Origin of the sequence: Brevundimonas nasdae (assembly GCF_016654005.1) — a bacterium.
Classification (GTDB): domain Bacteria; phylum Pseudomonadota; class Alphaproteobacteria; order Caulobacterales; family Caulobacteraceae; genus Brevundimonas; species Brevundimonas nasdae.
This window is the reverse complement of the sequence record NZ_JAEPWN010000012.1, coordinates 70,834-96,279: the sequence shown is the minus strand read 5'-3', so window position 1 is coordinate 96,279 and position 25,446 is coordinate 70,834. Positions and strand designations below refer to the sequence as shown.

The 25,446-nt window shown below is 66.1% G+C and carries 22 protein-coding genes; 12 read left to right on the top strand and 10 right to left on the bottom strand.

Annotated elements, in window-relative coordinates; all coding sequences use genetic code 11:
• Positions 1-6: 6 nt before the first annotated feature.
• Positions 7-1,149: a DNA cytosine methyltransferase gene (locus JKF87_RS16035; protein ID WP_201100900.1), complete on the bottom strand. Its 1,143-nt coding sequence runs from the start codon at positions 1,147-1,149 to the stop codon at positions 7-9.
• Between the two features lie 80 nt (positions 1,150-1,229).
• On the opposite strand from JKF87_RS16035, the gene JKF87_RS16030 reads away from it, so the two are divergent.
• The gene (locus tag JKF87_RS16030; RefSeq protein ID WP_201100899.1) at positions 1,230-1,712 is read left to right on the top strand and encodes a COG3650 family protein; all 483 of its coding nucleotides are present in this window, start codon (positions 1,230-1,232) and stop codon (positions 1,710-1,712) included.
• 7 nt (positions 1,713-1,719) lie between these two features.
• Here the strand turns inward: JKF87_RS16030 and JKF87_RS16025 are convergent, their stop codons facing one another.
• The gene (locus JKF87_RS16025) at positions 1,720-2,481 is read right to left on the bottom strand and encodes a LytTR family DNA-binding domain-containing protein (protein ID WP_201100898.1); all 762 of its coding nucleotides are present in this window, start codon (positions 2,479-2,481) and stop codon (positions 1,720-1,722) included.
• Between the two features lie 130 nt (positions 2,482-2,611).
• On the opposite strand from JKF87_RS16025, the gene JKF87_RS16020 reads away from it, so the two are divergent.
• A complete protein-coding gene (locus JKF87_RS16020; RefSeq protein ID WP_201100897.1) occupies positions 2,612-3,127 on the top strand; it encodes a DUF2306 domain-containing protein in 516 nt (171 codons plus the stop codon).
• A gap of 9 nt (positions 3,128-3,136) precedes the next feature.
• Here JKF87_RS16020 and JKF87_RS16015 read toward each other — a convergent pair whose 3' ends face one another.
• Entirely contained in the window at positions 3,137-3,889 is a 753-nt protein-coding gene (locus JKF87_RS16015) for a TetR/AcrR family transcriptional regulator (protein ID WP_201100896.1), read from the bottom strand.
• A gap of 173 nt (positions 3,890-4,062) precedes the next feature.
• On the opposite strand from JKF87_RS16015, the gene JKF87_RS16010 reads away from it, so the two are divergent.
• From JKF87_RS16010 to odhB, 7 genes are all read left to right on the top strand, one after another.
• Positions 4,063-6,318, top strand: a complete 2,256-nt coding sequence (locus tag JKF87_RS16010) for a TonB-dependent receptor (protein ID WP_201100895.1) — start codon at positions 4,063-4,065, stop codon at positions 6,316-6,318.
• Between the two features lie 127 nt (positions 6,319-6,445).
• Positions 6,446-7,963, top strand: a complete 1,518-nt coding sequence (locus JKF87_RS16005; RefSeq protein WP_201100894.1) for a spinster family MFS transporter — start codon at positions 6,446-6,448, stop codon at positions 7,961-7,963.
• 161 nt (positions 7,964-8,124) lie between these two features.
• A complete protein-coding gene (sucC, locus tag JKF87_RS16000; protein WP_201100893.1) occupies positions 8,125-9,315 on the top strand; it encodes an ADP-forming succinate--CoA ligase subunit beta in 1,191 nt (396 codons plus the stop codon).
• A gap of 47 nt (positions 9,316-9,362) precedes the next feature.
• Complete coding sequence (locus JKF87_RS15995; RefSeq protein WP_201100892.1) at positions 9,363-10,241, top strand: glycosyltransferase family 2 protein; 879 nt, start codon at positions 9,363-9,365, stop codon at positions 10,239-10,241.
• Between the two features lie 12 nt (positions 10,242-10,253).
• The gene (gene sucD, locus JKF87_RS15990; protein ID WP_201100891.1) at positions 10,254-11,156 is read left to right on the top strand and encodes a succinate--CoA ligase subunit alpha; all 903 of its coding nucleotides are present in this window, start codon (positions 10,254-10,256) and stop codon (positions 11,154-11,156) included.
• Positions 11,157-11,408: 252 nt separating this feature from the next.
• The gene (locus tag JKF87_RS15985) at positions 11,409-14,420 is read left to right on the top strand and encodes a 2-oxoglutarate dehydrogenase E1 component (RefSeq protein WP_201100890.1); all 3,012 of its coding nucleotides are present in this window, start codon (positions 11,409-11,411) and stop codon (positions 14,418-14,420) included.
• Between the two features lie 43 nt (positions 14,421-14,463).
• Positions 14,464-15,999: a 2-oxoglutarate dehydrogenase complex dihydrolipoyllysine-residue succinyltransferase gene (gene odhB, locus JKF87_RS15980; RefSeq protein ID WP_201100889.1), complete on the top strand. Its 1,536-nt coding sequence runs from the start codon at positions 14,464-14,466 to the stop codon at positions 15,997-15,999.
• A gap of 55 nt (positions 16,000-16,054) precedes the next feature.
• Here the strand turns inward: odhB and JKF87_RS15975 are convergent, their stop codons facing one another.
• Entirely contained in the window at positions 16,055-16,477 is a 423-nt protein-coding gene (locus JKF87_RS15975) for a hypothetical protein (RefSeq protein ID WP_201100888.1), read from the bottom strand.
• A gap of 238 nt (positions 16,478-16,715) precedes the next feature.
• On the opposite strand from JKF87_RS15975, the gene JKF87_RS15970 reads away from it, so the two are divergent.
• Positions 16,716-17,111, top strand: coding sequence for a hypothetical protein (locus tag JKF87_RS15970; protein WP_201100887.1), 396 nt, complete (start codon positions 16,716-16,718; stop codon positions 17,109-17,111).
• Here the strand turns inward: JKF87_RS15970 and prfA are convergent, their stop codons facing one another.
• Positions 17,112-18,179 (bottom strand): peptide chain release factor 1, encoded by a 1,068-nt coding sequence (gene prfA / locus JKF87_RS15965; protein ID WP_201100886.1) that lies wholly within the window; start codon positions 18,177-18,179, stop codon positions 17,112-17,114. It abuts the gene before it with no gap.
• 185 nt (positions 18,180-18,364) lie between these two features.
• On the opposite strand from prfA, the gene JKF87_RS15960 reads away from it, so the two are divergent.
• Together JKF87_RS15960 and JKF87_RS15955 are read left to right on the top strand one after the other, a co-directional pair.
• Positions 18,365-19,006: a response regulator gene (locus JKF87_RS15960; RefSeq protein ID WP_201100885.1), complete on the top strand. Its 642-nt coding sequence runs from the start codon at positions 18,365-18,367 to the stop codon at positions 19,004-19,006.
• A 46-nt stretch (positions 19,007-19,052) separates the two neighbouring features.
• Positions 19,053-19,469 carry an RrF2 family transcriptional regulator gene (locus JKF87_RS15955; protein ID WP_201100884.1) on the top strand — a complete coding sequence of 139 codons (417 nt, stop codon included), beginning with the start codon at positions 19,053-19,055 and terminating at the stop codon, positions 19,467-19,469.
• Between the two features lie 62 nt (positions 19,470-19,531).
• Here JKF87_RS15955 and JKF87_RS15950 read toward each other — a convergent pair whose 3' ends face one another.
• From JKF87_RS15950 to ptsP, 5 genes are all read right to left on the bottom strand, one after another.
• Positions 19,532-19,933, bottom strand: a complete 402-nt coding sequence (locus JKF87_RS15950) for a hypothetical protein (protein ID WP_201100883.1) — start codon at positions 19,931-19,933, stop codon at positions 19,532-19,534.
• Positions 19,934-20,061: 128 nt separating this feature from the next.
• Positions 20,062-20,499: a PEGA domain-containing protein gene (locus JKF87_RS15945; RefSeq protein ID WP_236261448.1), complete on the bottom strand. Its 438-nt coding sequence runs from the start codon at positions 20,497-20,499 to the stop codon at positions 20,062-20,064.
• A gap of 202 nt (positions 20,500-20,701) precedes the next feature.
• Positions 20,702-21,859 carry a flavodoxin-dependent (E)-4-hydroxy-3-methylbut-2-enyl-diphosphate synthase gene (gene ispG / locus JKF87_RS15940; protein ID WP_201100908.1) on the bottom strand — a complete coding sequence of 386 codons (1,158 nt, stop codon included), beginning with the start codon at positions 21,857-21,859 and terminating at the stop codon, positions 20,702-20,704.
• A gap of 58 nt (positions 21,860-21,917) precedes the next feature.
• Positions 21,918-22,982 (bottom strand): helix-turn-helix domain-containing protein, encoded by a 1,065-nt coding sequence (locus JKF87_RS15935; protein WP_201100881.1) that lies wholly within the window; start codon positions 22,980-22,982, stop codon positions 21,918-21,920.
• Between the two features lie 179 nt (positions 22,983-23,161).
• A complete protein-coding gene (gene ptsP / locus JKF87_RS15930) occupies positions 23,162-25,420 on the bottom strand; it encodes a phosphoenolpyruvate--protein phosphotransferase (protein ID WP_370874354.1) in 2,259 nt (752 codons plus the stop codon).
• Positions 25,421-25,446: the final 26 nt, after the last annotated feature.

Here is a 25,446-nt window from a genome sequence, read left to right as displayed (position 1 = left end):
ACTCTGTCAGGCCGCCGCGCGTCGGTTGTTCAGCGCAGGCGCCAACAGCCCCTCGGTCAGGGCGCGCACGACCGGAACCGCCACCGCATCCCCCATCAGCTTCAACGCCGCGCTCTGGCTTTTCGGCAGCTGATAGTCGTCCGGCACCCCCATCAGACGCGCCGCCTCGCGCCCCGTCAGGCGACGCAGGCGCACCTGCCCTTGGTCGCAGACCACCACATACTGCCGCGATGACCCGCCCGCAGGGGTGCGCAGACAGCCTGCCAGACCGTCGAAGCGGATCTCCAGCCGCTGGACCTTCTCGCCCTTTTCCGTGCGAACCCGGCGATAGGCTGCCCCGACCCTGCGTTGGCCCGAGGCGAGGGCGGCATCCAGGCGCGCCCGGTGTAGCGGCGAGGCCAGGGCCAGAACACTGTCTGCATTCTCCAGCCAGCTCACATCAGCGTCCGCCTCCAGCAGGGCGTCGAGATCCAGATTGCGGCGCGGTGGCAGGGGCAGGGACCACCACGCCCAGACTTCATGCACAGCCTGCGGCAGGCGCTCATAGGCCGCGATCAGGCGCGGCGAATGGAAGGGCGCGGCGGGGGTGGACGTGACGGGCGCTTCGCCCTTGATGGCGACCACGAACAGGCGCGGCCTGGACTGCGGCAGCCACAGGGCCGCGTCCATCTCCAGCGCTCCGACCCGATAGCCCGCCTCAGCCATGGCCGTGCAGACGGCGGCGAAGTCGCGACCCTGGCCCGAGGTCAGAAGCCCGATGACATTCTCCAGCACGATGACGCTGGGCCCCCGGTTCTCGGCCTGCAACCCCTGCATCAGCCGCCAGAAACCCCAGAAGGCGCCCGAGCGTCCGGCCTCCAGCCCGCCGCGCGCGCCCGCCAGACTGACGTCCTGACAGGGAGACGAGGCCCAGCACAGGTCGGGCCGACCCGGCAGGTCGGCGACATTCAACGCCCAGACGTCGCCGTGGTGAAAGGGCGTGTCGGCGTGATTGGCGCGGAAGGCGGCGGCCTTCATCCCATCCATGTCATTGGCGAAGACGGTGTCGATGCCCGCCAGGCCGCGGCCCCAGCTCTGGCCCTGGCCCAGCCCCATGCCCGCCAGGCCGCCCCCGGCGAAAAACTCATAGGCGGACGGGCGAATCGACATGACGGACACCATACCGCAGGCCCCGGCCTTGACCGAGGCCGCCTTCATCCTCACTTGCGCCGGGAGTGAGGAAGTCTGTCATGCGTCGCAATCTTATCGCCCTGTCCGCTCTGGCCGCTGTCAGCCTGTCGCTGGGCGCCTGTTACGAGCGTGAGCAGAACAAGCCGCAGTCGGCGCCCGTGCCCGAGACGCAGGCGGTGCTGGGCGGGGTGGATCTGGCCAAACCGGTTCGCGCCGTCGGCACTGAACCCTTCTGGAGCGTGGACATCACGCGCGACGGCCTGACCTACACCCGCGTGGATCAGCCCACCCGCCGCGCGCCGAACCGGGGCGTGACGGTGCAGGGCACGGTGGCCACCTTCGCCACCTCGACCGACATCAAGGAAGCCCTGAACGTCACCCTGATCGCCACCGAATGTTCGGACGGCATGAGCGACCGGGTCTATCCGCTGACCGCGCGGGTGGAGATCGGCAACGACACCCTGACCGGCTGCGCGGCCTCGACCTCGGCCATCATGGGCGCGGGCGAAAGCGGTCCGGTGGTGGACCGTCCGGCGCGCTGAGCCGGGTTCACCACCAGCTGGCTTCACGCAGGGCGCGTGCATAGCGGCGGCTGACCGGCGCGGACAGTCCGCCGACCAGCGTCAGGGTCGCGCGGCCGTCCCCGCGCTCGACCCCGCGTACAGCGTCCCGGGCCACCCACCAGCTGCGGTGCGTCTGGGCGCCCTCCAGCCCCTCCAGCTCTTCGACGGCGTCTGACAGCCGCATCAGGATCAGGTCCGAACCCCGGTCGGTGTGGATGCGCAGATAGTGGTCCTCGGCTTGAACGGCATGGATCTTCGCGCCCCTCAGCTTCAGCGGCAGGCGGTCGAGAAAGCGCGGCGGCTGCGGCGCGTCCGGCGGTGCGGCATGGGTCTGGGGCGGCTGGGCGCGGCCCAGGAACACGTTCACGGCGGTGACCACGACGGTGATCACCGCGACCGGACCCAGCAGATAGGGCAGGGCGGTCAGCGGATAGGGAGCATGGCCGAAAAAGGGGCCGGTCGCCGCCCAGATCAGCACGCTGAGCGGCCCGGTGATGATGATGCTCAAACTGGCCACGGCCAGCCAGGGGCGTTCGTCAGCGTCGACGAAACGTCCGACGACGATGCTGCAGACATGGCCCCAAAGGCCGCCGGTGATCATGGCCGCCGCCCAATAGATCAGCCGTTTCAGGAACGGCGCCTCGCCGGTCTGGAACGCGCCCGTCGCCGTCATCAGGAAGGCCGCGATCAGGGCCACGACCACGCCGCGCAGAAGGATGGGATGGCGCTCGGGGAGGGCGACGGTCATGGCGGCCTTGAGATCATGATTTCCGTTCTGGCGGAAGCGCGGTCATTGGCGAATGGCGCGCGGTCATTGGCGAAGAGGCGGCTGAAAGACGTCGGTCGTCGAGGCAGGGAGGGGGAAACGGAGATCCCTCATGCCCACAGTCCGCCGCTTCCTAGGCCCCGCCATCGCCCTTTCCATCCTGACGCTTGCGCTGGTCGGCTATCTGCTGGCCGACGAAGGGCGTCTGGCGCGGATGGGCTTTCGACTTCACACGCCCGACTGGCGCCTGCTGCTTGAGGTGTCGCCGGTGATCCAGCTTCACATCGCGGCGGCCCTGACGGCCCTGGTTATTGGAACCGTGCTGCTGATCGGGGTGAAGGGAACGCAGCGTCACCGCATTCTGGGCTGGGGCTGGGTCGCGGCCATGGCGACCACCGCCGTCAGCTCCCTGTTCATCCACAGCATCAATCCGGGTGGGTTTTCGCTGATCCATCTGCTCAGCGGCTGGACCGTCATCAGCCTGCCGATGGCCATCTACGCCGTTCGTCGCGGCAAGGTGCAGGCGCATCGTCGCGCCATGACCGGCATGTTCGTCGGCGGCCTGATCGTGGCGGGGGCGCTAACCTTCCTGCCGGGGCGTCTGATGTGGGCGATCTTCTTTGGCTGAGGGCCCAGGTCAGGGCCGGGGCGACATCCCGACCACGGCGCGGAACCCGGCGGCGGCGAAGCGAACCATATAGTCGCCCGCCGTCTCCAGGTCGCCGGACCGGGCCTTGCCCCCCGACAAGCGGTCCAGACGCCCCGTCTCGCCCAGCGTCAGGGTCAGGGCGCCCGACAGGTTGTGATAGGCCCAGTACAGATCGACCTCGCTGGCCTCGGGCAGGGTGAGGGCGATCAGTTCGATCAGCCTGTGGATGGCCGGGTCGAAATAGCGCGCCATCGTCTCGCCGCCGAAGGCCGGGTTGGCGTTGGTCTGGGCCACCAGGGCGGCATAGTGTTTCCAGCCCGGACCGCCCTTCAGCGACCATTCGAACGGCGGGCGCAGGAAGGCCTCCAGCAGACCCTCCAGCGTCATGGCCGCGCCCGCCGTCTCGGCGTAGCGGTTGATGGCGGCGACACGGTCGTCGTTCCAGACCTCGGCACGGCGCAGGAAGACCGCGTCGAACAGTTCGCGCTTGGCCCCGAAATAATAGTGGACCAGGGCCGTATCCACGCCCGCCTCACGCGCCACCTCGCGGATTGTGACGCCATAGAAGCCGTGCTTCGAGAACAGGTCCTCGGCGGCGTCCAGGATCAGGTCGCGCGTCTCGCCCGCCGGATTGGCCTGGGACTTGGGCGGGCGGCCGCGCCGGGCTGCGGGCGCGCCGGGCGGCTTGCGGCGCGCGGCGGCGACAGCGCGCGACGGAATCGCAATGTCAGTCTTGCTCATATGTCCACGCTATGCGGCCACAGCCCCTGGTGCAACGGCGCCACTCTTTTCCCTCAGCTTGACCCTGCGGAACAGCGAAGGTTTGACAGCCAGAGGAAACCGCGCCACCAATCTGCGAAATCATTGAACGCTGAATAAAAGCGTCATTGGGTCGGAAACCAAAGAGAGTCATCATGAAGCATTGTGTGAAAGCCGCCCTTCTGGCGGGAACGGCCTTTGCCGCCATGTCGTCGGGCGCCTGGGCGCAGACGGCTGCCCCGCAAGCCGAAGCCACCGCCGTTGAGGACATCGTCGTCACTGCTCGCCGCACGTCGGAATCGGCCCAGCGCACGCCTCTGGCCCTGACCGCCTTCTCGGGCGAGACCCTGGCGCGCACGGGCGCCCAGCAGGTCACCGATCTGCAAGGTGCAGTGCCGAACCTGAACCTGGTTCAGGGGCGCGGCTCGTCCAACGCCACCAACATCTATATCCGCGGCGTGGGCCAGCCGGACGCGCTGCAGACCTTCGACCCTGCCGTCGGCGTCTACGTCGATGACGTCTATTACAGCCGCATCCGCGGCACCCAGTTCGACCTGCTGGATCTGGAGCGTGTCGAGGTCCTGCGCGGCCCGCAAGGCACCCTGTATGGCAAGAACACCATCGGCGGCGCGCTGAAACTGGTGTCGCGTCGTCCGGGCCAGGACTTCCGCGCCCGCGCCTCGGCCGCTTACGGCGACTATGACATGATCGACGTTCAGGGCTCGGTCTCGGGTCCGATCACCGACACTCTGGCGCTGGGTCTGTCGGCCCTGCACTCCGAGCGCGGCGGCTATGTCACCGACCCGGCCACGGGCGCCGAATACAATGACAAGAACTCGACCGCCGTTCGCGCCAGCCTGGCCTGGGACCCGGCCTCGAACCTGCGCATCGACCTGAACGCCGACTACGCCAAGGACGATGCGGGCATGACCGTCGGTCAAGCCCAGAACACCCTGATCGACTTCTCGGGTAATGTGATCAAGGCCTTGCCTGCGGTCGCCCCGAAATATGACTTCAAGACCCGCGCCACGCCCGGCCTGCCCAACGAGACGCGTCTCGAAACCTGGGGCACGGCGCTGCGTATTGGTTGGGATCTGACCGAGCGTCTGTCGTTGAAGTCGATCACCTCTTATCGCCAGCTGAAAACCCACGACTATCTCGATTTTGACGCGACGGAGCTTCAGGTCGCCGACGCCTTGGTGGCTGTGGATCAGAACCAGACCAGCCAGGAATTGCAGTTGACCTATGGCGGCGAGCGCCTGACCGCTGTCGGCGGCCTGTACTGGCTGAAGGAGGACGTGACCTCGCATCAGGAAAGCTACAACGACGCCCTGCTGGGGTCGGCCTTCCTGAACTCTGGCTTCCTGCGCACCATCGACGACACCCTGACGACCACGTCCAAGGCGGTGTACGGCAACGTCAGCTACGCCGTGACCGACGCCCTGCGTCTGTCGGCCGGCGTCCGCTATTCGGAGGAAGAGAAGGACTACTGGCGCACGACCTCGGCCTTCTACAACAAGCTGCCTGCCTTCAACTCGACCTATGTGTTCGCCCCGCCGGTCGGCAAATGGGATGACACCTCGATCATGCTGTCGGCGGATTATCAGCTGAGCGCCGACGCCATGGTCTATGCGCGCTATTCTCAGGGCTTCAAGTCGGGCGGCTTCAATGGCCGCGCCAACTCGCCGACCGAAGCGACCAAATATGATCCGGAGACCGCCGACACCTTCGAGGTCGGCGCCAAGACGACCTATCTGGATAATCGCCTGCGCCTGAACCTGGCGGCCTTCCTGACCAAGTACAAGGACTTCCAGGCGCGCGTTTCGGGCCTCGACACCGATCCGATCACCGGCCTGCCCGCCCCGGTTCTGTCGGTCATCAACGCCGGTTCGCTGGACATCCTCGGCTTCGAGATCGAAGGCGTCGCCGTGCCGGTTCGCGGCCTGACGCTGGACACCCAGATCGGCTTCCTCGACGCCGACTACAAGGAGTTCAACGACGCCCGCTTCACCAGCTTCGGCGGCAGCCGCGCCTTCCAGGACCCGGCCTTCTCGCCGCGTTGGACGATGCGGTTCGGCGGCCAGTACGAATATGCTTTGGCGGGCGGCTCCAACCTGACGTTCGGCGCTGCGGCCAAGTATCGCTCCCGCATGGCGCTGGCGGTGGACAACACCCTGGTCAACAGTGCGACCGAGCTGCCGGGCATGTATCAGGAAGAATACTGGCTGTATGACGCCCGCGTGGTGTGGAACGACCCGTCGAACCGTTACTCGGTCGGTCTCTATGGTCAGAACCTGTCTGACGAGGTTTACAAGACCGATGCTCAGGAATTCTCGTCCATCGGCAACATCCGCACCGCCTATTACGGCGCGCCGCGGACCTGGATGGTCAAGTTCACCGCGCGTTACTGATTTGGCGCGCGCCTGAATACGGCATTCGTGGGACGGCGATCGAGAGGTCGCCGTCCCATTTGCTTTTCAAGCCACGGGCTTACGGCTAGGCCTATCGTTGACAATAAAAATGTACCGGGGAGTTTCGATGACCACTGAGGCCCAAACTGCGGAGGCGGAGCCAGGGCATCGGCCCGCCTATCGCTTCTATGTGCTGGCGGTGCTGGTGCTGATCTACATGCTGAACTTCCTGGATCGGCAGATCATCGGCATTCTGGCCGCGCCGCTGAAGGCCGAGTTCGGTCTGACGGACAGCCAGTTCGGTCTGTTGGGCGGCATCGCCTTCGCCTCGGTCTATTCGACCCTGGCCATTCCCCTGGCCTGGCTGGCGGACCGTTACAGCCGCGTCTGGATTATGACCGGAGCGCTGGCCGTCTGGTCGGGCTTCACCGCCCTGTGCGGCATGGCCGGGTCGTTCACACAACTGTTCCTGTGCCGGATGGGCGTGGGCGTGGGCGAAGCGGGCGGCGTGGCGCCGGCCTATTCGCTGATCTCGGACTATTTCCCGCCGCATCAGCGCGCGCGGGCCCTGGCCGTCTTCGCCTTCGGCATTCCGCTGGGCATGGCGGCGGGCACGCTTGTCGGGGGGCTTCTGGCGGCGACCTATGGCTGGCGCACGGCCTTCATCGTCGTCGGTCTGCTGGGGCTTCTGGTGGCGCCTCTGCTGCGTCTGACAGTGCGTGATCCCAAGCGGGGCGGAACCGATGCGGTCAAGACCCAGGCCCAGGTCGAAGCCCTGGCCGCGGCGCCCGCCGGTTCGGACAAGGCGGGCAAGATCGCCGCCCAGATCATGCTGGGCATCGGCGCCAGCGCCCTGATCCTGGCGGCCCTTGTCCAGTTCGCGGGCCTGAAGCTGGGCAATCCGCTGCTGTCCGTCTTTGGCGGCCTGCTGGCGGTGGTCATCGGGATTTCACTGATGGTGGCGCGCCGGACGGCCTCGGTGGTCATTCCCAAGCGCAGCTTCTGGCTGCTGGCCCTGGGCGCGGCCTCTTCATCGGTCTGCGGCTACGGCGTGGCGGGCTGGCTGCCGCTGTTCTTCATGCGCAGCTTCAACCTGACCCTGGCCCAGACCAGCTGGTATTATTCCGGCATCGCCCTGATCGGCGGCATCTTGGGCATCTGGATGGGCGGCGCCATCGCCGACAAGCTGTCCAGGCGCGGCAAGGGCGCCTATCCGCTGGTTCCCGCCATCGCCTTCCTGATCTCGGCGCCGTGCTTCATCCTGGCGATGAACTCGCCCTGGTTGATCGGCCTGGTCCTGCCGGGCGGCGGAAGCCATTCGCAGCAGCTGATCCTGGCCTTCCTGATCTTCCTGCTGCCGACGGGTCTGAACCTGGCCTGGCTGGGTCCGGTGTCGGCGGCGGTGCAACATCTGGTGCCATCGGCCATGCGCTCGACCGCCTCGGCCCTGTTCCTGCTGATCAACAACCTGCTGGGGATCGCGGTCGGCTTCTTCTACTTCGGCTGGATGAGCGATCTGCTGGCTCCGCGCTTTGGCGACGAGAGCCTGCGCTGGGCGATCTACACCGGCATGGGCTTCTATGTGCTGGCCGCCGTGCTGCTGTTCGGCGCCTCGCGCACGCTCAAACGCGACTGGGTCGACTGAGGCGCCAGAGCATGATCGTTTTCGTCGGACCCGCTGCGCGGTTCCGACAGAAGCGTGAATCAGGCTCTAGACCAAAAGCATGGGCCCCGGCTGTTGCGCCTGCGAACAGCCGGGGCCTATAAGCCCCGCAACTTTCCCAGCAGCAGTTGCGGCGGTCCCTCATGAACATTCACGAATATCAGGCCAAGCAGGTCCTCAAAGGTTTCGGCGCACCCGTCGCCGAGGGCGTGCCCATCACTTCGGCGGATCAGGCGGAAGCCGCCGCCAAGCAACTGCCTGGCCCCCTCTATGTGGTGAAGTCGCAGATCCACGCCGGTGGCCGCGGCAAGGGCAAGTTCAAGGAACTGCCTGCTGACGCCAAGGGCGGCGTGCGCCTGGCCTTCTCGATCGAGGACGTGATCAAGAACGCCCAAGAGATGCTGGGCAACACCCTGGTCACCGCCCAGACGGGCGACGCCGGCAAGCAGGTCAACCGCCTCTACATCGAAGACGGCGCCGACATCGCCCGCGAACTGTATTGCTCGCTGCTGGTCGACCGTGAGTTCGGCCGCGTCTCCTTCGTCGTCTCGACCGAAGGCGGCATGGACATCGAAGCCGTCGCCCACGACACGCCCGAGAAGATCAAGTCGGTCGTCATCGACCCGGCCGCCGGCGTGACCGACGCCGACGTCGCCGCGATCAACGACGCCCTGGCCCTGACGGGCGAGGCCGCCGAAGACGGCAAGTCGCTGTTCCCCATCCTGTACAAGGCCTTCGTCGAGAAGGACATGTCGATGTTGGAGATCAACCCGCTGATCGTGATGGAGAACGGCCGCCTGCGCGTTCTGGACGCCAAGGTCAGCTTCGACGGCAACGCCCTGTTCCGACACGAAGACATCAAGGAACTGCGCGACGAGACCGAGGAAGACGCCAAGGAAATCGAAGCGTCCAAGTGGGACCTGGCCTATGTCGCCCTGGACGGCAACATCGGCTGCATGGTCAACGGCGCGGGCCTGGCCATGGCGACGATGGACATCATCAAGCTGTACGGCAAAGAGCCGGCCAACTTCTGCGACGTCGGCGGCGGCGCCGGCAAGGAGAAGGTCGCAGCCGCCTTCAAGATCATCACCGCCGACCCCAAGGTCGAAGGCATCCTGGTCAACATCTTCGGCGGCATCATGAAGTGTGACGTCATCGCCGAAGGCGTGGTCGCCGCCGTGCAGGAAGTGGGCCTGAAGGTGCCGCTGGTCGTGCGTCTGGAAGGCACCAATGTCGAACTGGGCAAGAAGATCCTGAACGAAAGCGGACTGGCCATCACCGCCGCCGACGATCTGGACGACGCCGCCCAGAAGATCGTCGCGGCCATCGGCTGAGTTCGTTCGCTCACCGTCCCTGAAACGGGTCCGGTCGGAGACAGGCCTTGGCCAAGTTCGAAGTGGTCGCTCTGGCGTTGGCGCCGGAGCGGCACATCGCCACCTTCATCGCCCATTACCGGCGCAGAGGCGCGGATCGCATCCGCGTCTTCTTCGACGGCGAGACGGCCTTGGCGGGGGACTTCGAAGGGGCTGAGGTGATCGCCTGCGACGACGGTTTCTGGCGCGATCTGGGCGTTCGTCCCGACAGCGTCGAGAACCGTCAGCGCGCGGTCTATGACCTGGCCTACCGCACCGCGGACGCCGACTGGCTTCTGGTGGTCGATGTCGACGAGTTCATTCTGGGCGAGGGCTCGCTCCCGGACCTGCTGGACACGATCGAACCCGGTCGCGAGAGCGTGATCTTCTCCACGGTCGAGGCGGTCTATGACACCCGTCATGACCTGTCCCAGGAGTATGGTGCGGCTTTTTTCCGCAAATCCTACGGAAAGCCGTTCAGCTCGATCCTGCCGCATCTCTTCTATCCCGGGTGCGGGGGCTTCTTCACTAAGGGGCTGCTCGGTCACGACATGGGCAAGCACGCGGTCAGGACGGGGCTGGAGGGGGTCGAGGTCGACATCCACGAATCCAAGCGGGGCGGCGTTCCGTTTCAGGCCGTGCAGACCAGAAGCCTGCTTCTCGCCCACTATGACGCCATCAGCCTGGATCAGTGGCGCGCCAAATGGGACCGGCGGCTGGCGGTGCAGGACACGATGGAGATGGGCCGCAAGCGAAGCCTGCAATCAACGATCTACAGCCGGGCGCGACGCCTGGGCGCCGAGGTTGAGCTGTTCCGGCGGATCTATGTCGTCGGCGGATTCCAGACCTTCGTACTTCGCAGCCTCAACCTGATTATTCCAAACAAAACCAACGATTTGACTGTCTAGAGAGAGCCTTACATGTCCATCCTAGTCAATAAAGACACCAAAATCATCGTCCAGGGCCTGACCGGCAAGACCGGCGGCTTCCACACCGAACAGGCGCTGGCCTACCACGGCACCCAGATGGTTGCGGGCGTTCACCCCACCAAGGGCGGCACCAACTGGACCGGCTCGCACGGCGAAACCCTGCCGATTTACGCCTCGGTCGCCGAAGCCAAGGACGCCACGGGCGCCGACGCCACCGTGATCTACGTCCCGCCTGCTGGCGCGGCCGCCGCGATCATCGAAGCCATCGATGCGGAAGTCCCCTTCATCACCTGCATCACCGAAGGCATCCCGGTGCTGGACATGGTCAACGTCAAGCGCCGCCTGGAAGGCTCCAAGTCGCGCCTCCTGGGCCCGAACTGCCCGGGCATCCTGACGCCGGACGAGTGCAAGATCGGCATCATGCCGGGCTCCATCTTCAAGAAGGGCAACGTCGGCATCGTGTCGCGCTCCGGCACCCTGACCTATGAAGCCGTGTTCCAGACCACCAACGAAGGCCTGGGCCAGACCACGGCTGTCGGCATCGGCGGCGACCCGGTCAAGGGCACCGAGTTCATCGACGTGCTGGAGATGTTCCTGGCCGACCCGGAAACCACCTCGATCATCATGATCGGTGAAATCGGCGGCGGCGCGGAAGAAGACGCCGCCCAGTTCCTGATCGACGAAGCCAAGAAGGGCCGCAAGAAGCCGATGGCCGGCTTCATCGCCGGACGCACCGCACCCAAGGGCCGCACCATGGGCCACGCCGGCGCCGTGGTTTCGGGCGGCAAGGGTGATGCAGAGTCCAAGATCGCCGCCATGGAATCGGCCGGCATCAAGGTCTCGCCTTCGCCCGCACGTCTGGGCAAGACCCTGGTCGAAGTCCTCAAGGGCTGAATTAGGTTCAGCTTTCTCCTTTTCCGAGCGAGGGGAGAAGGCTGTAACATTCCGATCTGCGCATCAAATGTGCGGATGTCGGCTCAGATTGGCGCCCCCGACTTTGGTCGGGGGCGTTTTTTTAACCCCTGCGACCAAATTCTCACCGAATTGCCCCCTTTCGGCCATGACCCATTAGGAAAGCGGGCCTATATGAATGGCGCGCCCCTCACGGAGATGTGTCCGGTCGGGTCCAGGGATTAGACGAGAACTATGGCGGACGATGCAGGTCGGCTGAATCAGGTCTTTGCCGAGACCTCTTTCCTCTACGGGGCCAATGCCGCCTATATTGAGGAACTCCACGAGAAGTGGGCCAATGATCCGGCCTCCGTCTCGGGCGAATGGAAGACCTTCTTCGACCAGCTCCGTGACAACGCCGCCAGCGTGAAGGCCTCGGCCGACGCAGGCAGCTGGGGACGCGGCGTCGCCACTGAACCGACCGAAGAAACCGGCGTCTTCGACGGCCGCTGGCCCGCACCCAAGCCCGATCCCAAGAAGCCGGGCGCAGCCGCGCCCGCCGCCGCCAAGGCTGCGCCGGTCGAGGTTTCGGCTGACGTCATCCGCGCCGCCGCCCACGATTCCATCCGCGCCCTGATGCTGATCCGCGCCTATCGCGTGCGCGGCCACCTGCAGGCGCAGCTCGACCCGCTCGGCATCGAGCAGCCGGTCGAGAACCCCGAACTGACGCCTGAATTCTACGGTTTCAACGGCGCCGATCTGGATCGCCCGATCTTCCTGGACGGCGTTCTGGGCCTGCAGACCGGCTCGATCCGTCAGGTGCTGGAGATCCTCAAGCGCACCTACTGCGGCACGATCGGCATCCAGTACATGCATATCGCCGAGCCGGAGGAGAAGGCCTGGCTTCAGCAGCGTTTCGAAGGCCCGGACAAGTTCGAGCAGAACGCCTTCACCAAGGAAGGCAAGCTGGCCATCCTGAACAAGCTGATCGAGGCCGAAGGCTTCGAACGCTTCCTGCACAAGCGTTTCCCCGGCACCAAGCGTTTCGGTCTGGACGGCGGCGAGGCCATGGTCCCGGCGCTGGAGCAGGTCATCAAGCGCGGCGGCAATCTGGGCGTCGATGAAGTCGTTCTCGGCATGGCCCACCGCGGCCGCCTGAACGTGCTCGCCGCCGTGATGGGCAAGCCGTACAAGGTCATCTTCCACGAGTTCCAGGGTGGTTCGGCCGTGCCGAGCGACATCGAAGGCTCGGGCGACGTGAAATACCACATGGGCGCCTCGTCGAACCGCGAGTTCGACGGCAACCACGTCCACCTGTCGCTGACCGCCAATCCGTCGCACCTTGAAATCGTCAACCCGGTCGTCCTGGGCAAGGCGCGTGCCAAACAGGCGTTCGACATCCGCGAAGCCAACGAAGGCGTGCCGGAAGGCCAGTGGGCGCTGGACCGCTCCAAGGTCGTGCCGCTGCTGATCCACGGCGACGCCGCGTTTGCCGGCCAGGGCGTCGTGGCCGAATGTTTCGCCCTGATGGGCCTGAAGGGCTACCGCACCGGCGGCACCCTGCATTTCGTCATCAACAACCAGATCGGCTTCACGACCAGCCCGCGGAACTCGCGCTCGTCGCCGTACCCGTCCGATGTGGCCCTGATGGTCCAGGCGCCGATCTTCCACGTCAACGGCGACGACCCCGAAGCCGTCGTCTTCGCCTCGAAGGTCGCCACCGAATACCGCCAGAAGTTCCACAAGGACGTGGTGGTGGACATGTTCTGCTACCGCCGCTTCGGCCACAACGAAGGCGACGATCCCACCTTCACCCAGCCGCTGATGTATTCGAAGATCCGCGCCCAGCCTTCGACGCGGGAGCTGTATTCGCAGCGTCTGGTCGAACAGGGCGTGGTGACCCAGGCCGATGTGGACGCCGAGGTCGCCCGCTTCGAAGCCTTCCTCGACGAGCAGTTCGAGGCCGGCAAGACCTGGTCCGCCGACAAGGCTGACTGGCTGGACGGCCAGTGGAAGGGCCTGCAGGCGCCCAAGGATGAAGCGCGCGGCGAGACCGCCGTTCCCCTGGCCAAGCTGCAGGATCTGGGGCATCGCCTGACCACGATCCCCAACAGCGTCGACATGCACAAGACGCTGAAGCGCGTCATCGACGGCCGCCGTGAAGCCATCACCTCGGGTGAGGGCCTGGACTGGGCCACGGCCGAAAGCCTGGCCTTCGCCTCGCTGGTCGATGAAGGCTTCCCGGTCCGTCTGTCGGGTCAGGATTCCGTGCGCGGCACCTTCTCGCAGCGTCACTCGGGCATCATCGATCAGACGACCGAAGAGCGGTACATGCCGCTGAACAACCTGCGCGAAGGCCAGGCGAACTTCGAAGTGATCGACTCGGCTCTGTCGGAAGAAGCGGTGCTTGGCTTCGAGTACGGCTATTCGCTGGCTGACCCCAACACCCTGGTCATGTGGGAAGCCCAGTTCGGCGACTTCGTGAACGGCGCCCAGGTGGTGATCGACCAGTTCATCAGTTCGGGCGAACGCAAATGGCTGCGTATGAGCGGCCTGACCATGCTGCTGCCGCACGGCTATGAAGGCCAGGGACCGGAGCACTCCTCGGCCCGTCTGGAGCGCTTCCTGCAGCAGTGCGCCGAAGACAATATGCAGGTTGCCAACTGCACGACCCCGGCCAACTACTTCCACATCCTGCGTCGCCAGATGCACCGGTCGTTCCGCAAGCCCTTGATCCTGATGACGCCGAAGTCGCTGCTGCGTCACAAGAAGGCGGTCTCCAGCCTCAAGGATCTGGCCGAGGGTTCGTCCTTCCACCGCCTGCTGCGCGATGACGCCGAACTGCGTCCCGACGTCGCCGGCATCAAGATCAAGGCGGACAAGGACATCCGCCGCGTCATCCTGTGCTCGGGCAAGGTCTATTACGACCTACTGGACGCGCGCGAGAAGAAGGCCAAGGACGGTCAGGCCGTAGACGACGTCTACATCCTGCGTCTGGAGCAGTTCTATCCGTGGCCGATCCAGTCGCTGCGCAAGGAACTGGCGCGCTTCCCCAACGCTGAGGTCGTGTGGTGCCAGGAAGAGCCCAAGAACATGGGCGGCTGGACCTTCGTCGATCCATGGCTGGAGCTGACCCTGGACAAGCTGGACGTCGCCTCCAAACGCGCCCGCTACGTCGGACGGCCCGGCTCCGCCTCCACGGCGGCCGGCCTGATGAGCCGACACCTGAAGGAACTCGAGACCTTCACCAACGAAGCCTTCGCCTGATACACCCTGTAAAAGACCGATCTAAAGACAAGCTGGACCTGACATGGCCGACATCCTGACCCCCGCACTCGGTGAATCCGTCTCCGAAGCCACCATCGCGAAATGGACCAAGAAGGTCGGTGATGCGGTCAAGAAGGACGAGGTTCTGGTCGAGCTTGAGACCGACAAGGTCTCGCTGGAAGTGGTGGCGCCCGCTGACGGCACCCTGAGCGACATCAAGGCCGCAGAGGGCGACACCGTCGTTCCCAACACGGTTCTGGGCGTGATCTCGGAGGGCGCTTCGGCGGCTCCGGCCAAGACGGCTGCGGCGCCCAAGGCGGACGCCAAGGCGGCCCCGGCTGCCGCCGCGCCTGCCGCTGCCGCCGCCATCGACATCAACGTCCCGACCATGGGCGAAAGCGTCGCTGAAGGCTCGATCGGCAAGTGGGTCAAGAAGTCCGGCGATGCGGTCAAGAAGGACGAACTTCTGGTCGAGATCGAAACCGACAAGGTCGCGGTCGAGGTTTCGGCCCCGGCTGACGGCGTTCTGACCATCGACGCTGACGAAGGCGCGACGGTCACGCCTGGCCAGAAGATCGGCTCGGTTGCCGCTTCGGGCGCTGCATCGGGTGCGGGCTCGGCTCCTGCTGCCGCTGCTCCGGCGGCTGCGTCGGCCAACACCGGCTCGGCCCAAGTCTCTGGCCAGGTCTCGGGCGCCAAGAACGAAACCCTGTCGCCCGCCGTTCAGCGCGTGGTCGGCGAGAACAACCTGGACCCCAAGGCGATCGCCGCAACGGGGCCGAAGGGCAACATCACCAAGGCCGACGCCATCGCCGCCATCGGCCAGGCGGCTCCGGCTCCTGGCGCCGCTGCCGCCCCTGCCGCGCCGCGCGCCGACCAGCCGCGCGAAGAGCGGGTGAAGATGACGCGCCTGCGTCAGACCATCGCCCGCCGCCTGAAGGAATCTCAGAACACGGCCGCCCAGCTGACCACCTTCAACGAGGTGGACATGACCAACGTCATGGCCCTGCGCGCCCAGTACAAGGATGTCTTCGAGAAGCGCCACGGCGTGAAGCTGGGCTTCATGTCCTTCTTCACCAAGGCGGTCGTCGCGGCCCTGCACGAAATCCCTGCCGTCAACGCCGAGATCGACGGCACCGACATCATCTACAAGAACCACTATGACATCGGCGTCGCCGTCGGCACCGACAAGGGCCTGGTGGTTCCGGTCCTGCGTGACGCCGACACCCTGTCGCTCGCGGGCATCGAAAAGGGCATCGGCGCCCTAGGCAAGGCCGCCCGTGACGGCGCCCTGACCATGGATCAGATGCAGGGCGGCACCTTCACCATCACCAACGGCGGCACCTATGGGTCGCTGATGTCGACGCCGATCCTGAATGCGCCGCAGTCGGGCATCCTGGGCATGCACAACATCGTGCAGCGTCCGATGGCCATCAACGGCGAGGTCAAGATCCGCCCGATGATGTACCTGGCCCTCAGCTACGATCACCGCATCGTCGACGGCAAGGAAGCCGTGACCTTCCTGGTCCGCGTCAAGGAACTGCTGGAAGATCCGCAGCGCGCGCTGCTGGACCTGTAAGACCTGAAAAGGCGGCGAGGCTCTCGCCGCCTTTTCTCATTGCGGCCCTCTGTGCTCATGCGGCCAGGGCGGCGATGATCGATATGCCACCGATGGCCAGGATCAGCACAACACCGATCCAGTGAACCGGTCGAAGGCGTCGCGGCAGGCTGTTGCCCCAGAAGGCGCCCGTGGCCGCCAGGATCAGGGCCAGTCCCCGTCCGACGGTGCGGGTGGTCGGGTCGGCGGCAGGCAGGTCGTCGTCATTCTGGTCATCGGCGAATTCACCCCGCGCCGCTCGGGCCAAGAGATCGCGCGCCGCCTCCACCTGATCCGACGGCGCCATCAGGCGCAGGCCCAGCGCCCGCTGCATCAGGGGATCGACCGTGGTCTGAAAGCGTTCGGTCACATCCACGTCTATGCCGCGGTCGGCCAGAAAGGCCGCCGCCAGATCGGCTTCATAGACATCCTGAAAGCGGACGATCTCGGCCAGGGCCATGGGGTGCTCATGTGACGTGGGGTTTGCGCAGGACAGTATGCCGCCAGCCCCAGGCGCGCACCACAAAACAGACGGGCGCCTTGTGAAGTCTGCAACCGTGAACATCGATTAGTTACGCTGATATGCGTAAGCTCATATATCGTCGGTTGTGTCTTTAAGGTTTCGATTCGTCGCGGATCGTTCGTCTTTCGGATTTTGGCGGATTACAGCGCGCGCAAACGATGGCCATATTCCCGCCATGGAATGGGCGGCGCGCGCAATCGGGGTGTTCTATGTGGTCGGGGGGCTGCTGCTGTTGAGCCAGTCCTGGCTGAACTGGCGCCTGCAATGGGAGCTGTCGCGGGTCGTGCGAATCCGCCTTGCCGACCATGTCGAAGAACTGACCACCGCACTGGGCGGGGCGATGGTGCTGGTGTCGGGTCTGGCGCTGGCCTTGCTCAGCACCTGGGCCGTGGCGGCTTTTGTGGCGGGCTGGGTGATCCAGGCGATCTATCTGCTGTGGGCCAGCCGCGGCGCATGGAGCCGCAGCGCCTTCGTGGTGCGCTGCCGCCGCCAAAGCGTCCACGCCTTCGCCGGCTTCACCGCCGTCACCGCCCTGGTGTTGTGCCTGCCCCTGCTGGGCCTGCTGCGCTGATCAGCCGAACTCGGCTTCCAGGTCGGCCAGGCGCGCGGCCTGATCTTCGGCGATCAGGGCGTCCAGCATCGGATTGAGGTCGCCTTCCAGAATCTGCGGCAGGCTGTGCAGGGTCAGGCCGATCCGGTGATCGGTCACCCGCCCTTGAGGGAAGTTGTAGGTGCGGATGCGTTCCGACCGGTCGCCCGATCCCACCTGCGACTTGCGCGAATCCGCGCGGGCCAGGTCCTTGGCCTGGCGCTGCATGTCGTACAGGCGCACGCGCAGGTTCTTCATGGCCTTTTCGCGGTTCACGTGCTGGGATTTTTCCGAGCTGGTGGCCACGATCCCGGTGGGCAGGTGGGTGATGCGCACCGCCGAGTCCGTCTTGTTGACGTGCTGGCCGCCCGAGCCGGAGGCGCGGAAGGTGTCGATGCGGATATCCTTGTCCAGGATCTCGATCTCGACATCCTCGACTTCAGGCAAGACGGCGACGGTGGCGGCCGAGGTGTGGATGCGCCCGCCCGCCTCGGTCGTCGGCACGCGTTGCACGCGGTGGACGCCGCTCTCGAACTTCAGCCGCCCGAACACGCCTTCGCCGGTGACGGTGGCGATGATTTCCTTATAGCCGCCCGCGTCGCCCTCGGTCGCGGAATCCAGTTCGACCCGCCAGCCGCGCGTGGAGGCGTAACGCGAATACATGCGGAACAGGTCGCCCGCGAACAGGGCCGCCTCATCACCGCCGGTGCCGGCGCGCACTTCCAGCACGGCGGAGGCGTTTTCGTCGGCGTCGCGCGGCGCCAGCAACAGGGCCACCTCGCGCTCCAGCGCGGGCAGACTGTCGTTCAGGACCTGCAGTTCGTCCTGGGCCATCGCCGCCATTTCCGGATCGGCCGTCATGGCTTCCAGATCGGTCATCTCGGCGCGGGCGCGGGCCAGGCCCTGAACCGCATCGGCGACGGGTTTCAGTTCGGCGTGTTCTTTCGACAGACGCACGATCTCGGCCCCGTCGGTCGCCGCGCCCATGCGCGCCTCGACTTCATGGAAGCGGTCGAGAACCTGATCGAGACGGGCCTGGGGCAGACGCAAGGCGGGGAAATCCTGAGGGAGAGGGAGGGCGTCCTTACCGCGTCAGGCCCCGTTTTGTCGATTGCAACCGCGGCGCAAGGGGCGGCGCCGGGTTTGTGATCCCCGATAACGATGGCGTCAGACGCGGTTACAGATCAGGTTCCAGCCGTTAACAAATGCCCAAGCTTCAAATGAGGAGGACGGAAATGTTCGATCGCCCGCCCCAATCGACGCCCGGAACCGCCATTCCGACTGATGACGCCGCCGCCAGCGTGGAACGCCTGTGCCGCCAGTACGACAGCCGCCTGAACGAGAATGACGGCGCATTGTCGCCCGAGGATGAGCGCGAACTGAAGGCCATGGCCGCCATCTATGATCTGGATACGGATCGTTCGCCCGCCGAGGTCTGGCGGGATCTGCGCGCCGTCGTCACCCGCCAAGCCCCACTCCCCAACGAGGATACGCCATTGACTGCATCGACCGCGCCCCTGACCCTGCTGGTTGTCGAAGACGACGCCGATTCAGCCGCCGCCCTGACCGAACTGCTGACTGAGGCGGGCCACAGCGTTGTCGGCCCCTTCCACAGCGCTGCAGCCGCCGAGGCGGCGGCGGCCCTGCACCACATCGACGCCGCCCTGTTGGACATCAACCTGTCGGACGACCGCACGGGGATTGAACTGGCGCGGTCATTGACCGACCGTTGGAAGGTGCGGGTCGTCTTCATCTCCGGCGACGTGACCGCAGCTGCCCAGCACGCCGATCTGGCCGAGGCCCTGGTGCTGAAACCCTATACCGGGCCTCAGATCCTTGAGGTCGTGGCGCGGTTGGGCGAACGTCTGGACGCCTGACGCACGCCTGACTTGCGTTGCAGCGGCGGGCGGGCGATCACAGCCTATGCTGTCGAACCGCTCCCGCTATGCGCTGCGTGCGATGATCCATCTGGCGGGCCTGCCCGGCGGCGGGCCTGCGACCATCGCCGACATCGCAGAGGCCTCAGCGGCGCCGCGCAAGTTTCTTGAGGCCATACTTCTGGATTTGCGCCGCCAGCACCTGCTGGCGTCCAAACGGGGGCGGACCGGCGGCTACGCCCTGGCCCGTCCTGCGGAGGCGATCAGTTTCGCCGATGTGATCCGTGCATTGGAGGGGCCGCTGGCCCTGGCGCCCTGCGCCTCGCGCACCGCCTATGGGCCGTGCGAGACCTGTCCCGATGTCGAGACCTGCCCCCTGCGCCCTGTGCTGAGCGACGGCCGCGACGCCCTGGCGTCTGTATTCGAGGGGCGAACCCTGGCTCAGGCCGTGGCGAGCGCCTGAACGGAACGGCGGAACGGCGAAACGGCGAAACGGCTTTCGCCATCCCGCCGTCCCTCTTCAGATCACCGCGCGCGTTCGCGGAAGCGGCGCAGGAACTCTTTGATGTTTTCCTGGATCGATTTCTCGTTGGCGATCTTCAGGCGTTCGGTGGCGATAAGCGCATCGCCCATTGAAGCCGTGCCTGTCGCCCCTACTGTCTCGTCAAACAGGGTGCGGCCGCCGCCTTCGACGCTGTAGCGAACCTGACTGGTCACCGACAGATCCAGACCCGCGAAAGGCTGTTTCAACTCGATCAATGAGGCGGTCACAGTCAGCGGACGGCCTTCGGTTCCCATATATCCGGCGGCGGCAAGCGAGGCTTCCAGGGCTATCTTGAAGGCGGCGTTCGAAACCTGGGCCGTCCAGAGCGGATTTGTTTCCTTGCCGCCTGAAACATTGACCGTGGTTATGGACCTGTAGCCCACATCTCCAGATGAGGCCGTCAAACCAGGCGTGGCGGGTACAGTCATCAAGGCCGGGTTGGAAGGGGTCGCGCATGCCGCCAGGCCCATGAGCCCTGCAATTGCGACGGCGGTTGTCACAGATCGGATCATCATGGCTTGGCTCCCGGATTGGCGGCGGGCTCTGCGACGACAGGCGCGGCGTTCTGGTTTGCGGCCTGCTGGCTCGGGGTTTGCAGCGTTACGAGCAGCGGATTGGGCTTAAGATCATTCATGGCGCCGGACGTGGCGTCCACGGCGCCGCCGATCAGGCCGCCGACCAGTATGTTGCCCGCCATCGCGGTTCCACCCGCGCCTGAAACGCTGCTGGTGACCTCGACGGTCTGGGTGACATAACCGTCCAGGGCCACTGTGACGCGGAACGGGTCCTTGCGTGGCATGCGGAAGGTGCAGGGCGTGCTGACGCATTCGAAGCCGTTGGAGGTGCTCACCCGTGCGCCTGGCGGCGTGCTTTCGACAGTGAATTGCTGTGTTGTGCCACGCGTGATCGTGGCGCAGGCAGGCAGAGACAGCGCCAAGCCTGCAAGCATGAGCGCACGCGCGCCAAAGCGCACGTTGATGGTGGAAATCATTGACCCCTCAGTCGATAGGAGCACGTCGAGTTGACGGCTCTAATCGTTCCAGTTGCATTCGCTGCAACCTGCGTCAATCGCGAACCGACGCTATTTCGCGCAGCATGGACGCCGCGCATCATCGAAGGGTGAACGACGGCTGGGTGAGCGCTTTAAGCCGCTATTCTGCTGGCTCCAGCGCCGGTGGTGCGGCTTCCAGCGCAGCTCGGGCCGCGTTCAGCTCTGCAGCCTTTTCTTCGACCAGTTCGACGATGTGGTCGATCATGCCGTCGTTGGCCTGTTTGTGGGCGATCTTGCCGTTCAGGTAGACCATGCCCGCGCCCTTGCCGCCGCCGGTGAAGCCGATGTCGGTATAGAGGGCCTCGCCCGGGCCGTTCACAACGCAGCCGATCACCGACAGGCTCATGGGCGTGGAGATATGGGCCAGTTTCTCTTCCAGCAGGGCGACCGTCTCGATGACGTTGAAGCCCTGACGCGCGCAGGACGGGCAGGCGATGATGTTCACGCCGCGGTGACGCAGACCCAGCGACTTCAGAATGTCGAACCCGACCTTGATCTCTTCGACCGGATCGGCGGCCAGGGACACGCGGATGGTGTCGCCGATGCCCGCCCACAGCATGGAGCCCATGCCGATGGCCGACTTGATCGTGCCGGTGCGCAGCGGCCCGGCCTCGGTCACGCCCAGGTGCAGGGGGCAGTCTATGGCGTCGGCCAGCTGCTGATAGGCGGCGACGGTCAGGAAGGGGTCAGACGCCTTCACCGAAATCTTGAACTCGTGGAAATCGTGGTCCTGCAGGATGCGGGCGTGGTTCAGCGCGCTCTCGACCATGGCGTCGGGGCAGGGCTCGCCGTACTTCTCCAGAAGCTCCTTCTCCAGCGATCCGGCGTTGACGCCGATCCGCATGGAGCAGCCGTGATCCTTGGCGGCCTGGATGACTTCGCGCACGCGGTCGGGGCTGCCGATGTTGCCGGGGTTGATCCGCAGGCAGGCCGCGCCCGCCTGGGCCGCCTCGATGCCGCGTTTGTAGTGGAAATGGATGTCGGCGACCAAGGGCACCTTGGCCTCGCGCGCGATGATCTTGAACGCCTCGGTCGATTCCACATCGGGGCACGACACGCGCACGATGTCGGCGCCCGCCTCTTCCAGTTGACGGATCTGGTCGATGGTCGCCGCCGCGTCGGCCGTCGGCGTATTGGTCATCGACTGGACGCTGATCGGGGCGTCGCCGCCCACCAGGACGGAGCCGACGCGAATCTGGCGGCTCTTGCGGCGCTCGATGTGGCGCCAGGGTCGGACGTGCGTGTGGTCGCTCATGATGGCCCTCATATAGGCCGTTGATGACGGCGGGACCACGGCCCTCGCATCACTTCGTTGATTAGGGCTGCGGGGTGTAGGGGCGGGGGCCGGAGGTCACGGTGACAGGGCGCGGCGCGGCGGCCTGGGGGCGTGGCTGGGGCGCGGGCGCAGAGGCTTCGCGGTTGGCTTGACCGGCGCGCGCGTTCAGTTGCGCCAGGGACGTCTGCAGCGCAGGCAGGGCCCCGCCCAGCTCGCCATTCAGATAGACGTCGAAGGCCGTCGGGTCCGACACGTCGATGGTCGCCGACACGCCCAGCGGCGCCCGCCAGGCTTCGCCCGCCGCCATTTGCCGCGCGAACAGCACGCGGTCGCTGCCCATCCGCACGACGAAGGCGCCGGGCTTCTTGGCCTGGATCACGACCTGAGAGGCGTTGGCCGGGGCGCCATAGACGGCGCCGCGCGGGTTGAAGGCCTTCTGCACCGTCGCCGCTGGCGCAGGGGCGGCGTCGCCTGATGCGGGATCGTTCGGATCAACGCCGGTCAGCTCCGCCTCCAGCCCGCGCGTGATGTAGGGAGCGGGCGTGGTCTGATCCTGGGGCGCCGCGCGCGGGGCGCCCAGGTCCATCTCGTGGGCGGAGGCTGCGCCCTGGGCCCAGGTGTTGGGCAGGGTGGCGATGTCTGACGGATGCGGCGCCTGAACCCGGCTGATGCGCTGGAACACGTTCCAGCCGACGATGGCCACGGCGGCGATGATGACGCCGGCCATGATGCGCGGCGTATTGCGTTTGACGTCCTCGAAGGCGATGCCCACCGGCGCCTTCAGCGGCACGGAGGTGTCGGGGCTTTCGCGTTTGAACCGTTCGACGGCCAGTTGTTCGTCCAGGCCCAGCGCCCCGGCGTAGGCGCGCACATAGCCGACCGCGAAAACGCGCGAGGGCAGGGAGGACCAGTCGTTCTGCTCCAACGCCGTCAGAAAACGCGCATTGACCTTGGTCTCGGCGGCCAGGATCGCCAGCGTCTTGCCGGACTGGGCGCGGGCGTGGCGCAGGGCCAGACCCAGGTTCGCCGCCTCGTCGATGGAGTGGTCAGGATGATGTGCGGCGTGGTCGGGCGCGTCGACGGCGGGCCCCTTATCCCGCGCCATGACGTCCGCCTCCAAAATCGGCCCCGTATTCGGAACGGTTTCTCGCGCCGTACTCAAAAGGTCCCACCGGATAAGATGTCATGAAAACGGGCCGCGCCTCTGGCGGCTGCGCCTGAATTGCCCTTTCGTGGATAAACTAATCCGGTCTCGCCAGCAACGCGGTTCCCGTCAAACGCGTGTCAGACCGCGATGTTCAGCTTGCGGGCCAGGGACTGAAGTTCGTTGCGCACCGAGCCGGTCGACAGGTTCAGCAGATTGGCCATCCCCCGCTTCGCCGCCTTCAGGTCCGCCGACAGGATCATGCGCTTGACCGGACCCACGCCGCCCGCCGGGGCCGACAGGCGCGTGAAGCCCAGGGTGATCAAGGCGAAGGCCTCCAAGGGCCGCCCCGCCAGTTCGCCGCAGATCGAAACCGGCGTGCCGGTGTCGGCGCAGGCCTTCTGGATGGTCTGCAGCGCCCGCAGCGCAGGCGGCGACAGCGGGTCATAGCGGTCCGACACCAGCGGATTGGTGCGGTCGGCGGCGTACATATACTGGAACAGGTCGTTGGTGCCGATCGACACGAAGTCGGTCAGAGGCAAGAGGGCGTCCAAGTGCCACAGCAGCGACGGGCATTCGATCATGGCCCCGACGCGCAGCAGGGCCGGCAAGGGGCGACCCCGGCGCTTGGCCCATTCGCACTCGATGTCGACCAGTTCGCGCGCGGCCCGGAACTCGTCCACCGTGGCGATCATCGGGAACATGACGCGCAGTTCTCGCCCCGCGCCCGCCGTCAGCAGGGCGCGCAACTGCATCCGCAACAGCGAAGGCCGGTCCAGACCCAGACGGATGGCGCGCCGACCCAGGGCCGGGTTCTCCTCCCGCTCCGATTCCAGATAGGGCAGCACCTTGTCGCCGCCGATGTCCAGGGTGCGGAACGTCACCGGCTTGTCGCCCGCCGCGTCCAGCACCAGCTTGTAAAGCGCCGTCTGGGCGTCCAGTCGCGGCAGTTCGTCGGACACCATGAACTGGAACTCGGTGCGGAACAGGCCGATGCCCTCGGCGCCCGTCTCGACCATGTTCTCCAGATCGACGGCCAGACCGGCGTTGGTCAGGACCGTGATGCGCTGGCCGTCCAGCGTCACCGCCGGAACATCGCGCAACTGGGCGAACTCGGCCTGACGCTGCTCGCGCACGGCCATGCGCGACTGCACAGCCTCCAGCATGTCGGGGCGGGGGCGCAGATAGGCCTCGCCCGTCTCGCCGTCGGCGATGACCATGTCGCCTTCCGACAGGCGGTCGCGCAGTCCCTGCAGGCGCCCGACGCAAGGGATCTGCAGCGCACGGGCCACGATGGCGGCGTGGCTGGCGGCCGAGCCTTCCTCCAGCAACAGGCCCTTCAGCTTGTCGCGCGGATATTCCAGCAGGTCGGCGGGGCCCAGGTTCCGGGCCACCAGAATGGCGTCGTCGGGCAGTTCGCGCTCGCCCGGCTTGTCACCCGCCAGCACGCGCAGCAGGCGATTGGCCAGGTCTTCGAAATCGTGCAGCCGCTCGCGGATATAGGGGTCGCGCGCCTGGGCGAAGCGGGCGCGGTGTTCGTTCCTGACACGGTCCACCGAGGCTTCCGCCGTCAGGCCATTGCGCACCGCCTCTTCCAGTGACCGGTTCCAGCCCCGGTCGTCGGCGAACATTCGATAGGTTTCCAGCACCTCGAACGAGGGACCGGCCAGGCCCTGGCCCTTGTCCAGCATGGCGTCCAGCCCGGTCTTCAACGAGGCCAGCGCCAGCTTCAGCCGCGCCTCCTCCAGGGCCGGGTCGTCGCTGAGCAGTTGCTCGGGCGCCAGGGGGGCCTCGTGCAGCACCACCTGACCAAAGGCCAGACCGTCCGCGAACTTCTGACCCTTCAGCCGTTCGGGCCGGTGGGGCGCCAGTTCGACGTCGCGCAGTTCGTCTTGATCCAGCAGTTCGCCGGACGCCACCGTCTCGGACAGGACCATGGCGATGGTCTGGATGTCCTCGACCTCTTCCTCGTCATAGCGACGCTCGGTGCGGTTCTGGACGACCAGAACCCCGATGGCCCGCCCGCCGCGCAGCAGGGGCGCGCCGAGGAAGGCGTGATACGGGTCTTCGCCGGTTTCCGGACGGTAGGAGAAGCTGGGGTGGGCAGGCGCGTCCGACAGGCTGATCGGCTGGGCCATGCGGGCCACTTCACCCACCAGACCCTCGCCGGGCCGCAGCCGGGTATTGTGGACGGCTTCCGGGTTCAGACCCTCGGTGGCGAACAGCTCAAGCTCGCCAGAGGCGCGGCGCAAGTAGATCGAACAGACTTCGGCGACCATCGAGCGGGCGATGATCTGCACCACCATGTTCAGGCGATCCTGAGCCGGCGTGGCGCCCGCACCGGCCCCGCCCAGAGCCTCACGGATCTGGCGCAGGAGGATGCGAGGTCCCCTGGTCATTACGCCGCCTACCGGCATGGTGGCTC